The sequence below is a fragment of the Cobetia sp. 1CM21F genome (genome assembly GCF_023161745.1).
Classification (GTDB): domain Bacteria; phylum Pseudomonadota; class Gammaproteobacteria; order Pseudomonadales; family Halomonadaceae; genus Cobetia; species Cobetia amphilecti.
This window is the reverse complement of sequence record NZ_JALNTQ010000003.1, coordinates 344,656-357,066: the sequence shown is the minus strand read 5'-3', so window position 1 is coordinate 357,066 and position 12,411 is coordinate 344,656. Positions and strand designations below refer to the sequence as shown.

The window sequence follows — 12,411 nt, the reverse complement described above, 5'->3', positions numbered from 1 at the left end:
CCTCCCGTCGAGCGCGGCGGAGCCGGAGATGACGATCATCCGTCGGTGTCCGGCCTAGAGCACCAGCCCGCTGGCTCTCACCACGCGTCGTTCAATGGCGCCTTCCAGCGTCTCGCGGCGGGTTCCCGCCAGCGTGACCCGTGACTTGGCCCGCGTGATGCCGGTGTAGACCAGCTCGCGGGTCAGAATCGGGTTGGCGCCCTCAGGTAACACGAATAACACATGGCGGAACTCGGAACCCTGCGACTTGTGGACCGTCATCGCGAAGACGGTCTCCACCGCCTCGAGGCGTGACGGCAATACCGCGCGCACGCCACGGTGGAAGCGCTGGATGTCGGTGTCCTGCTCATCACGCTCGGTGTCTGGCGTCGCCTCCTCCTCGACCGGGAAGAACACGCGCAGGCGCCCGCCAGCGGCGGGGGCCGGCAGGGTGATGCCGACATCGCCGTTGTAGAGCCCCAGCGCGCGGTCGTTGCGCGTCACCATCACCGGGCGACCGGCGTACCAGCCGCGCTCCTCGGCGATCAGTCCACGCCGCATCAGCACCCGCGCCACACGCTGGTTGAGGCCATCGACGCCGTAGGGGCCACGGCGCAGCGCGCACAGCAGCTGGAACTCGAGCAGCAGGTCGATCACCTCACGCGCCGGACGCCGCTCACGCACGGCCTCCAGCGCCGGGCGGTAGCCATTGACTACCAGCTTCTCGAGATCGCGGTCCTCCGGGCCACTGAGCTTGAGCCAGGCGATGTCGCGATAACCGGCCTTCCAGACCTCGCGCAGTGCCTGACGATCACCGGCGTTGCTGGCGCGTGCCAGCGCGCCGATGCCACTGTCGGCGGAGAAGCGATAGCTCTTCTGCAGCACCACCACGTGATCGGCGAGGCGGCCACGTGTCGCTGATGTTTCCTCCAAGTCCTGGCCATCAGGCACGGCGATGGCCTGCTCCAGGGTTTCGCCGGTCAGGCGGCTCAAGTCGGCACACAGCGCCGGCGAGTAGCGCGGCGGCAGCGCATGCTCGCAGAGATCGCCCAGCACGGCGCCGGCTTCCACCGAGGCCAGCTGGTCCTTGTCGCCGAGCAGAATCAGGCGGGCGTGGGCGGGCAGCGCGCCAAGCAGCGCCGCCATCAGGTCGAGATCGACCATCGAGGCTTCATCCACCACCAGCAGATCCAGCGCCAGCGGGTTGCCAGCGTGATGGCGGAAATAGCGCGAATCCGGGCGAGCGCCCAGCAGGCGGTGCACGGTGCTTGCCTCGCGCGGGATGGCGGCGCGTACCGCGTCTGGCACCTCGAGCTTCGCCACCGCCCCTCGGATCGACTCCGACAGCCGCGCCGCCGCCTTGCCGGTCGGGGCGACCAGGCGGATATCCAGCGCCCGCCGCTCGTGCGGTTGGGCTGTCTCATCGCTCTCCACTTTGCCCTCTGCACCGTCAGCGCCACCCGCCAGCGCCTGAGCCTGCAACAACGCCAACAGGCGCGTGACGGTGGTGGTCTTGCCGGTACCGGGGCCGCCGGAGATCACCGTCAGGCGCTGACGCAGCGCCAGGGCGCAGGCCAGCTTCTGCCAGTCCGGCTCGCCGTGCGGGTCCGGCTGATTGCTGGCGAACAGCTCGCGCAGACGCTCGCCCAGCGCATCACTGACCCGCGTCTCGCCCTCCTCGCTCGGCCCCATCCGCGCACGCAGCCCCGCCGCGACCTCACGCTCGGCCTGCCAGTAACGGCGCAGATAGAGGCGCTCGCCCACCAGCACCAGCGGGCGCAGCGGCAGATGGCCTGCCGGGGAATCGGCCTGCGCCAGCACGCTGACCAGCCGCGATGCCGCCAGCTGCTCGGCCCAGTGGCCGGCATCGATATCCGCCAGGAAGGCTTCCGGCAGGGCCACGCTGACCTCGGCCAGATGCGCCTCGGACTGCTCCAGCGGCGGCAACGACAGGGTCGCACGTGGCTCGGCCAGCGCCCGCGACAGCGACAGGCACACATGCCCGCGCCCCAGCTGGTGGCTGGCCAGCGCGGCCGCCAGCAATACGCTGGCCGGGGCCTCCGGCACATGGCGCGCCATGAAGCGCACCAGATGGGCATCGACGCGCCTAAGCCAGCCCAGCTCCACCCACAGGCCGAGCGTGGCGAGCAGGGTGTCGGCAGTCGGGGCATCAGGGGCAGCGCTGAGCTGCTGCGTTGGCACAGACATGGTGTCAGACATCGAAGGCCCCCTGCTGGCCGCTTTGCGTGAGTGGCGAGGTGTCGGTGGTGTTGAGGAGCAAGCTATCCAATGCGGAGCTGTCGCCGCCCAGCCAGAGATCCAGCGCCTCGATCAGCGCCTGTGATGGCCGCCGCTGGAAGACGCCGGGCGTCGCTGTCCCTTCAAGGGGCCGGCCGGGCGTCGCTTCAGTCTCATCCACCGCAAGCGCGGGTGAGCCACCGCCGGCATCCAGGCCACGCAGGAAGACATACAGCACTCCGCCCATGCAGCGCTCGTAATCGTAGTCCTCACCGAGGCGCGCCTTGAGCAGGCGATGCAGCGCGAGGGTGTAGAGCACGTATTGCAGGTCGTAGCGGTGCTCGACCATGGCGCGGGCCAGCGACTCGCCAAGATAATCCTCGGGGCGCTCGCCCAGATAGTTGGACTTCCAGTCCAGCACGTACCAGCGGCCGCCGGACTGGAAGGTCAGGTCGATGAAGCCCTTGAGCATGCCGTGCATGCGACGTGGCGCGAGCCTGGGCCGCGAGCGCGGTAATGGCTCAAGCGCGGTGACCACGGCATCCAGCGGCAGACTGCGTGCGTGCACGGCCGGCAGCCAGAATTCCAGCTCCGGCAGCCAGGCCTCCAGCCGGTTGAGCAGGATAGGCTCGCCCTCGAAGCCCTGCAGCGGGCGGGTCAGCGCCTGCTCCAGCCAGTCGGTGAGGCGCGGCTGCCAGCTGGCATCGAAGCCACCGAAATGCAGCCGCGAGCCCACCAGCCGTTCAAGCTCGCCGCGATAGTCATCCGCGCCGAGGCGATCGAGGTCCACCGCCTCCAGCAGGCCATGCAGGAAGGTCCCCGGGCGCGGTCCGCGCGGGAAATCATGCAGATGGATCTCGCCCACCGTCATCGGCAGGCCGCCGGCCAGCAGCGGGCCGGACTGCCCCGCCACCTCGCGGTCCGGGCGCGTCAGGCCCTGCTCGCCCTCTTCCAGCGCGATCTCGGTGGCGCCCTCGGGCACGCGGTCATCCGCGGCATCGGCGGTGTCTTCCAGCGCCGCCGTCACCTGACGGGCATCGGTGAGCAAGGCGGTGTAGGAGGCGATCCACCAGTCATCCTCGATACCGCCCGCGAAGTGGCGCGCGCCGTGGAAGTGCTGATCGCGCTCCGCCGGGGGCTGATATTCGTGGCCTGCTGGCATGGGCAGGCCGGAAAGGCGCGCCAGCCCGGCAGACTGCTGATCACACCAGCCGTGCAGCGCGGCCTCGATGGCGCTGGCCTCGATATCCGGGGTGTCACTCAGGCCGAGCAGGTAGCCGACGGCGGTGGACGGCAGGCTCAGCTGCTTGCTGAAACCGCCCTTGCCGATGGGCGCCAGCCCCAGCCAGCAGGCGAACTTGGGACGCGTCAGCGCTACATAAAGCAGACGCACGTCTTCCATCAGCCGTGCATGATCGGCCGCCGCGATGGCCTCCCTGGAGGGCTTCTTGACCAGGATGCTGTCATCGAGAGCGTCATCCTCCTGATCGACTCCCCGAGCAGACACTTCCTCGTTATCGTCTTCCTCGTCAGCGCCTCCCTCGTCATCACCTTCCACGTCAGCCGTGGCCAGCCAGCGCTGCTTGAGGGTCAGCAGGCCGAAATTCCTGTCCGGCTCGGCCGCGCGGAAGCTGGCCATGAACGGCAGCAGCACGATGGGATACTCAAGCCCCTTGGACTTGTGGATGGTGACGACACGCACCAGCCCCTCATCACTTTCCAGTCGCTGACTGAGGCTGTCGCTGTCCAGCGCCTCATGGCCGGATTCCAGCGCCTGATGCCACCAGCGCAGCAACGCCTGCTCACCATCGAGGCGCTGGGCGGCATTCTGGGCCAGCTCGCCAAGGTGCAGCACGTCCGTCAGGGCGCGCTCGCCCCCGGCGCGCGCCGCCAACCGTTCCCCGACCCGGAAGTCACGCATCACGCCGCGCAGCATCGGCAGCACGCCACGCCGCTGCCAGTCGCGGTGATAGCCATCGAAGCGCTCGACCTCACGCTCCCAGGCCAGCTCATCCACCGCGAGGCGCTCGACCAGCGAGAGATCCTCGGCCAGCAGCCGCGTCGCCAGCGCCGCGCGCAGACGGCGGTCATCACGCGGATGGGCCACGGCCTCGAACAGCTGCAGCAGCTCGAAGGCCTCCGGCGTGTCGAATACCGAGCTCTTCTCGCTCAGATAGACGCTGCGGATGCCGCCTTCGGCCAGCGCGCCCCGCACCGCCGCGGCCTCGCGGCCGTTGCGCACCAGCACGGCGATATCGCTGGCGGCCACGCCACGTGGCGTCGCATCCCCTTCGTCCATGAACACCAGCCCCGGCTCGCCCGCCGCCAGACGCTGCTGCCCTTCCAGCAAGGCCTGGATCTGGGCGCGACAGGCACCACTCATGGCGCGGCGATGGTCATCGGCGCTCAGACGCTCACCGCTGGCCCACCACAGATTCAGCGCGCAGGCGGCCTCTTCGCGGCCATCCGCATGACGCAGCACCAGCCGGGTGCGCGTGCCCTGGGCCTCGACCGGCTGGAAGGGAATGTCCTCACTGCCGAAGGGCGCCTGATGCTGGGCGAACAGGGCATTCACCGCGGACACCATCGCAGCGCTGGAGCGGAAGTTGCGCGGCAGGGTGAAGCGCGAGCTGGTGACCTTGCGCGCCGCCAGATAGGTGTCGATATCGGCGCCGCGGAAGGCATAGATGGCCTGCTTGGGGTCACCGATCATCAACAGCGTGCTGGGCGCCTCGCCAGCATTGCCATTGACGGCATCGTTGCCGATGGCATCGTCGTCGGACGGGCCATCGCCCGCCGTCTGCGGATAGATGCGCCGGAAGATGCGGTACTGGACCGGGTCGGTGTCCTGGAATTCGTCGATCATCGCCACCGGCAGCTCCTGACGGATCTGGCGCGCCAGACGCTGGCTGGCCTCGCCATTGAGCGACGGGTCCAGTGCGTGATCGAGATCATTGAGCAGGTCCGAGAATTCCCACAGCCCGAGGCGGCGCTTCTCGCAGATCAGGGCGCGGGCGACGCTGTCACACGCATGCACGGCGACCTGATCCAGCAGTACGGCGTCCGGGGCGGGCACCTCGGCCAGCATGTCCAGCGCCGCGAAGAAGGGATGGCGCGGCGTCTGGCAGTTCTTCTTGGTGCCCTTCTCGAGCTTGGCCTGACTCAGCCAGCACAGCTTCTTGCTGTCGAGCATGTCAGCGGCGAAGTCGTGCTCGCCGCTGGCCAGCCAGGCAGCCGTCGCCGCCAGTCGAGGCTCGAGCTCGGCTTCCTTGTAGCTGTTGCCGTTGAGCGCCTTGCTGGCGAAGGCCTCGCCCATCACCGCGCGGATGGCCGGCTCATCGAAGCTTTCCTCGACGGCGCGCCGGGCGGCCTCCTGCTGCTGACGCCACTGTTCGGCATTGCCGAGCAGCTCGCTCAGATCATGCGGGGCCTCAAGACATTCGCCGTCGCGGTACAGCGGGCGTGGCGTGCCATCCCGCAGCAGGCCGCGCAGCTCCTCTCCCAGCGCGTCGGGCCCGGCCCAGCGCCCACGGATCAACGCCTGCCACTCGCGGGCCAGCGGATAGAACTCGCAGCGCCAGTAATCCTCGACGCAGCGCGCCAGCAGCGACTGGCCATCCTGCAACAGCTCGGCGCCGAAGCGTCCGCCGGCATCGAAGGCATGTCGGCTGAGCATGCGCTGGCAGAAGCCGTGGATGGTGAAGATGGCGGCGTCATCCATCAGGCGCGCGGCCTGATCGAGGCGCCGTGCCGCGGCAGCCTTGAGGCGCGCTGCGTCCTCGGCAGGTGATGGTGTCAGCAGCGGCGCGAGCAACTCGGCCAGCACCGGGTCAGGACTGGCACGCCCCAGCAGCGCCTCACGCGCCTGCTTGAGGCGCGCCCGAATGCGGTCTCTAAGCTCCGCGGTGGCGGCTTCGGTGAAGGTCACCACCAGTATCTCCGGCGGCGTCAGCGGGCGCGGATAGCAGACGCCCGCGTCCTGGCCGGGCAAGGGCCCGAGCACCAGCCGCACGTAGAGCGCGGCGAGGGTGAAGGTCTTGCCGGTACCGGCACTCGCCTCGATCAGATGCTGACCGAGCAGCGGCAGCGTCGGAATATCGAGGGCCTGGCCCTGCTGGCTCTGATCCATCTCGTCACACATTGCCGCTTCCTTGTCCTGAGCGATGCCACTCCTCACGCCACTCTCCACGCCGCGCATGTCTTCCACTCCGGTATCGCTCATGACGTCGCCTTCCCGGTGGCAAGCTCCACCGCGCGTTCGCCGAGAATACCCTGCCGCACACCGATCATGCTCTCGATCAGTGGCTGATAGAGCTGCACGCTGTTGAGCACGCCGCCGGCCTGTGCAAAGGCCTCGAACTCCGGCCACAGCTCGCCCAGCGCGCCTTCCTGACGCCTGAGCGCCTGGGGGCCCTTGAAGATGTCTTCGCTGAAGCGGGTTTCCATGGCGCGCGTCAGGCTGTCGGCAAGCCAGGGCTTGTGAATGGCGGCCAGCGCCGTCTCAAGGTTTGCGCTGCCGTCAGCGGCCTGCGCCTTGAGTGCGCCGAACAGGGCATTGCGATCCTCCTCGCCCACCACCTCCCAGAGGGTGGTCGCCAGTTCCAGCGCGGCCGCCAGCGGTGCCTGCCAGCCCTGGGCATACGCCTTGACGAGGTGGCGCAGCGCGGCCTCGGCCTGCTCGATGCGCAGCGCGGGGAACAGCAGCCAGCGGTCCTCGAACACCGCAAGCCACTGATAGCCTTCACGGCTTGCGTCCTGATCACCTGCCACGTCCCCGAGGCCGGGACGCGCATTGGCCATCAGCCAGTCGAGATAGCCGGCCAGCAGACGATGCGGCTTGCCGAGCTTCTTGTAGCGCCCTTCCTTGCCGGGCTTGAGGGTGCCGAAGTGGGTCGCCTCCAGCGTGGCCAGCAGGCGGCTCTCGCCCTCGGCGTCATCGTGCAGCTGCTGACGGCTGATCAAGCGCGTGGTGAGAGTCACGCGCAGTATCTCGCCGCCATCATCCTGCATGATCAGCGGTACCTCGAGAGTGCGCGGCGGCAGCGAGAGGGCATCGCTGAGCTGGTCACGCCAGCTGGCCAACTGCTGGTCGAGACGCTTGAGACGCGGTTCGATCAAGGCGTCGGCAAAGCCCAGCGCCGGCAGCCGCCCGGCCCGGCGCAGACGTTCGGCGGCCAGCGGCAGTGACTGCCCGGCAAGCGCGGCGTCCAGCAACTCGCGAGTCAGGGTGAAGTTCTCCAGCCCGTCTGGGGCGAAGGGTTCGTTGTCTTCATCCGGCACCTCGGCATCGCGGAAGCGCACGCCGACGCGGTCCAGCCCCAGCTGCCAGGGGCGGCGCAGGAAGCGCGCCAGCGAATCAGCACCGAGGCGCAGATGGGACTCCGGCGCCTGCTCCACCAGCTGCCTCAAGGCGGTCGTTGCCGCCGAACTCACCTGGCTGTCCTCGCTGGGGTTTTCCTGATTTTTTTCAGTCATTTGAGCCTGACCCGCCACGCGATACAGGCTCGACCAGCTGGCGTCATAGCTGAACAGATCGACGGCCGCCTGGGAGGCATGGAAATAGCGCCGCGAGAACGGCTGCAGCGGGTGCTCGGTGATCAGGCGCTCACGCAGCGCCGCCTCCCGCGAACGCTTGGCGGAGTGCGGCTGCTCGGGCTCCCAGCCCAGCTCGATGTAGTCGAGCAGTTCACCGACCAGCACCGAGGGCGGCCGCTCGCCGTTGTCGCGCTGGTCACGCCCGACCCACGAGATCGACAGGCGGTCCCGCGCCGCCAGCAGCGCCTCCAGGAACAGGTAGCGATCATCGTCGCGGCGTGAGCGATCGCCCGCCTGCGGGCGGCTGGCCATCAGGTCGAAATCCTGCGGCATGCGCACCCGCGGGTAGTCGCCATCGTTCATGCCCAGCAGGTGCACTTCGCGGAAGGGAATCGCACGCATCGGCATCAGGGTGGCGAAGTTGACCCGCCCGGCGAGAAAGCGCTGGGCGAGACCGCCGCTGTCCAGCTCGCCGCGCAGCGCCTCGCGCACCACCTTGAGCGACAGGCAGCCCTCGAAACCGGCCTGCTGCCAGCCCTTGTCGAGGCGCGAGAGCGCCGCCTGCAGACGCGCCAGAATGTCGAATTCCTCGGCGCTGTCCGGGCTGAGGCTCTCTTCCCACAGCCGCTGCAGCGTGGTGGCCCAGTCCGCTGGCGTGCGCGAGGTATCCAGCCAGCGGCGCCAGCGATCCAGACTCTCGATCAGCTCGCCGACCTTGCCTGCCAGCTCGGCCTCGAGACCGGCCACTTCATCGAAGGGCACCACGCCGTCGAAGCTCAGGCCGTTCATGTCGACAAGGCCGTCCATCAGATCGTCCATCGGAGCGCCATTTTGCTCATCTCCAAGTTCCCCCTGCGCGGGACCGCCGGCCGCCGGAGAGCCAGCCTCCGGGGAGCCGGCCGCCGGGGCGCCGGTGGCGTAGCCCAGCAGCATGCGCTCGAGGCCGAAGCGCCAGCTGTTCTCGTCGAGGGGCATGAAGCCGAGCTGCTCACGGTGCTCGCCGGAGAGTCCCCAGCGCACGCCGCTGTCGGCCAGCCAGCGCCGCAGACGCTCGAGCTCGCCCTCCTCGATGGCGAAACGACGCCGGAAGGCAGCGACATCCAGCGCATCCAGCACCTCGCTGACGCCGAGGCGGCGCTCCGGCAGTTCCAGCAGCATCAGCACCAGCCCGAGCAGCGGATTGGCCTGACTGGCCACGCGGTCGGCGATGGTGAAGGGAATATGGCGCGGATTGCCCGGCGGCAGCTGACCGAACACCGCCTCGATGTAGGGGGCATATCGGTCGATGTCGGGCACCATCACCAGGATGTCGCGCGGCCGCAGCGGCTCGCCCTCGCCGCGTTTCTCGGCGTCATGGGCCCGCTCGAAGGCCGCCAGCAGGCGGTCGTGGAGGATCTCGACCTCGCGCAGCGCCGAGTGGGCGCTGACCAGACTGATGGAGTCGTCATCGGCCGCGAGCAACCGCGGACTGCCCTCAGCCAGCGCACGCTCGCCGGGGTGGACCAGCTCGAGTATCTCGTCCTGGATCTGCTGCAGCAGCGGTGCCTGCTCGGGTGGCGTGTCCTCGCTGATGCGCGGCACGAAGACGTCCAGCTCGAGATCGAAGCCGCTGTCGCGCCCCGACAGCGCACTCTCGAATTCATACAGGCTGACGATGAAGTCACGCCCCTGTGCGCCAAGCCCTGCCAGCAGCGGGTTGGCCTTGAGGTGCAACTCCTCCTCCGCCAGCCCGATCAGCGCCGGCGCCTCGGGGTGCCGGGCACGCTGTTGCGCGAGGCGCTCGCTGTCCATGCGCTGGCTGTCTGCTCGCGAACTGCGCCGCACGGCTTCGCGGTCGGAGACGATATCGCCCCAGTAATGGCGACAGGGATTGGTGATCATCAGGTAGATGTCCATCACCCCGGACAGCGCATGCAGCGCATCCAGCGTCTGGCCCGGCAACGCCGAGATACCGAACACGAACAGGCGTGGCGGCAGCGGATGACGGCGGGTCGAGGGCAGTGTCTCCAGCGCGCGCGCCGCCGCGACGAAGCGGCCATGCAGGGCGGCGCGGTGATGCTGGCGGCTGCTGGATGGCGCATCGGCCAGCACCGCTCGCCACAGTGCCGGCTGCCACTGCTGGCTGTCCGGCAGGTTGTCGGGCAGCAGATTGGCCGGCAGCTCGCTTGCGGCCTGCTGGCGCGCGAAGGCATCCCGGAAGTTGTCGTCTTCAAGCCCGCTCTCCCAACTGCGCACCCACTCGGGGCGATAGTTGAGGTACTGATCGAACAGGTCCGCCAGCTGGCAGGCCAGCTGCCACTGCTGACGTTCGGCCTCCGGGCCTTCGGGCAGCGCTGGCAATGCGCCCTCACCGACCGCCTCGATCAACTGGCCACGCTCGTCGCGACACAGGTAATCCCTGAGCGGCGCATAGCATTCGGCCTGGGATTCATCGGCCAGCAGCCCCGGCAGCAGGCGCAGCAGACGCCAGGCAAGCGGGCCCTTGTCGAAGGGCGACAGCTCGGGAATCTCGTCGCCCAGCACGCCGCCCAAAACCCCGCGATAGGCACGCCATACGAAGCTTGAGGGCAGTGGAAAATCCACCGAGGCGGCGATGCCATCGGCCTCGGCCAATGACAATCTCAGCCACTGGGCCATGCCGTTGGACTGGACGAGGAAGGTTTCCGGCACCAGCGGAGGCTGAGGCGCGGCCTTGATCACCTTGAGGGCCAGATCGCGCAGGTCCTCGAGGTGATTGGCGTGAAGAACGGTAAACATGCGGGCATCCTGCTGGGAGTGACAACCCGGCCATCGTGGCCGTGGCAAGCCGCTGCGCGGAGAGACAATGAATGGCTCTATCCTAGCGTCGCCGTGGCGCCGGCCCAAACGAAAAACGCGCACCACCCAGAGGGTGATGCGCGTTTTCAGGCAGAGGCAGGCCACAATGGCCTGCCTCTCATCCTGCGATGCCGGATACGCTGATCAGACGATGCGCATCAGTTCGCGGCCACGCGGGCTGATCGCCAGCCACAGGCCGAGCACCACGCCCATTAGCGACAGCGCCGCCACGTACCAGGTGGGCGACAGCGGCGAGACGGTCATCATCAGCGAGACCAGAATCGGCGTGAAGCCACCGAAGATGGCGTAGGCGACATTGTAGGAGAACGAAAGGCCAGTGAAGCGCACCGCCGGCGGGAAGCCGCGGATCGCGATGCTCGGCACCGCGCCGACGATGCCGACGCTGAAGCCGGTCAGGCAGTAGAGCGGCACCAGCAGGCTGGGGTCTGAGTGCATGGTGGCGAGGAAGACCCAGTAGGTGATGCCCAGCAAGGCGCTCCACAGCACCAGGGTGACGCCGGCGCCGATGCGATCGACCATGTAACCGGAGACGATGCAGCCGATGCACACCGCCACGATCGCCAGACTGTTGGCGGAGAAGGCCGCGGCGCGGCTCAGGCCTTCGAGGCCCGCGATCAGGCTCGGCGTCATCAGGATCACGACCACGATGGCAGCGGTCAGAATCCAGGTGACCGCCATCGCCACGGCAATCGCCGGACGCTGTTCCCGCAGGATCATCTTCAAGGGCAGCTCGGCGGCCAGCGCCTTCTTCTGCTGCATCTCGGCGAATACCGGCGTCTCGTGCAACCAGCGACGCAGATAGACCGAGAACAGCCCGAACACGCCGCCGATGATGAACGGAATCCGCCAGGCGAAATCACTGACCTCTTGCGGGGTGTAGACACTGTTGATGGCGCTGGCCATCAGCGAGCCGAGCAGGATGCCCCCCACCAGACCCATCGAGAGCGTGCCGCAGGCCAGGCCATTGTGACGCGGTGCGACGTGCTCGCTGACGAACACCCAGGCACCCGGCACCTCACCGCCGACCGCCGCGCCCTGGAACAGACGCAGGATGATCAGCAGCAGCGGCGCCCACATGCCGATGACGGCATAGGTCGGCAGCATGCCCATCAGCAGGGTCGGCAGCGACATCATGAAGATGGACAGCGTGAACATCTTCTTGCGGCCCAGCGTATCGCCGAAGTGGGCCATGATGATGCCACCCAGCGGGCGCGCCAGATAACCGGCGGCGAAGATGCCGAAGGTCTGCACCTGACGCAGCCACTCGGGAATGTCGGGCGGGAAGAACAGCTGGCCGACGACAGTGGCGAAGAACACGAAGATGACGAAGTCATAGAACTCGAGGGCGCCGCCGAGAGCGGACAGACCGAGCACCTTGATGTCACCACGCTTGAGCGAATTTTCGTTGGGCAAATCGTGAGCAGCGGGGGCGGAGCCCGCTGCGGGGACGGAATCGTTCATGGATCTCTGTTTAGCGGGGGCTGGTGTCCAGCGATGGTCAAGGGTGATTCACGCGTCGCACATCTTGTCTTGGAGGCTTTCAGTCGGGGAGACATCATCCTGTCGAAAGACATCATCGAATCGAGAGACATCATCCTGTCGAGAGACATCATCGAATCGAAAGACATCATCCAACCGAGAGACATCATCGGTCACGGAGCGGAAGTCGTGCTGATGATGACTGAAAGCACCGGGGTTGCCCCGGAGGCGTGGCGATCATGCGGAATCCTGCCAGCGTACGACGCATCACTGTATTGCAAAAAACACAATACAGATCGATGCAATCATGCGTCTCATGTATCGCGTCCAGAGTAGCAAAGG

Annotated in this window: 4 protein-coding genes; all 4 read right to left on the bottom strand. The window is 67.7% G+C overall.

What is annotated here, in order from left to right:
• Positions 1-54: 54 nt before the first annotated feature.
• The gene (gene recD / locus MSG32_RS12790) at positions 55-2,187 is read right to left on the bottom strand and encodes an exodeoxyribonuclease V subunit alpha (RefSeq protein ID WP_248380045.1); all 2,133 of its coding nucleotides are present in this window, start codon (positions 2,185-2,187) and stop codon (positions 55-57) included.
• 4 nt (positions 2,188-2,191) lie between these two features.
• The gene (locus MSG32_RS12785) at positions 2,192-6,439 is read right to left on the bottom strand and encodes a UvrD-helicase domain-containing protein (protein WP_248380043.1); all 4,248 of its coding nucleotides are present in this window, start codon (positions 6,437-6,439) and stop codon (positions 2,192-2,194) included.
• Complete coding sequence (locus MSG32_RS12780) at positions 6,436-10,509, bottom strand: exodeoxyribonuclease V subunit gamma (RefSeq protein WP_248380041.1); 4,074 nt, start codon at positions 10,507-10,509, stop codon at positions 6,436-6,438. The genes MSG32_RS12785 and MSG32_RS12780 overlap by 4 nt, the downstream gene beginning before the upstream one ends.
• 204 nt (positions 10,510-10,713) lie before the next feature.
• Positions 10,714-12,051, bottom strand: a complete 1,338-nt coding sequence (locus MSG32_RS12775) for an MFS transporter (RefSeq protein ID WP_248380039.1) — start codon at positions 12,049-12,051, stop codon at positions 10,714-10,716.
• Positions 12,052-12,411: the final 360 nt, after the last annotated feature.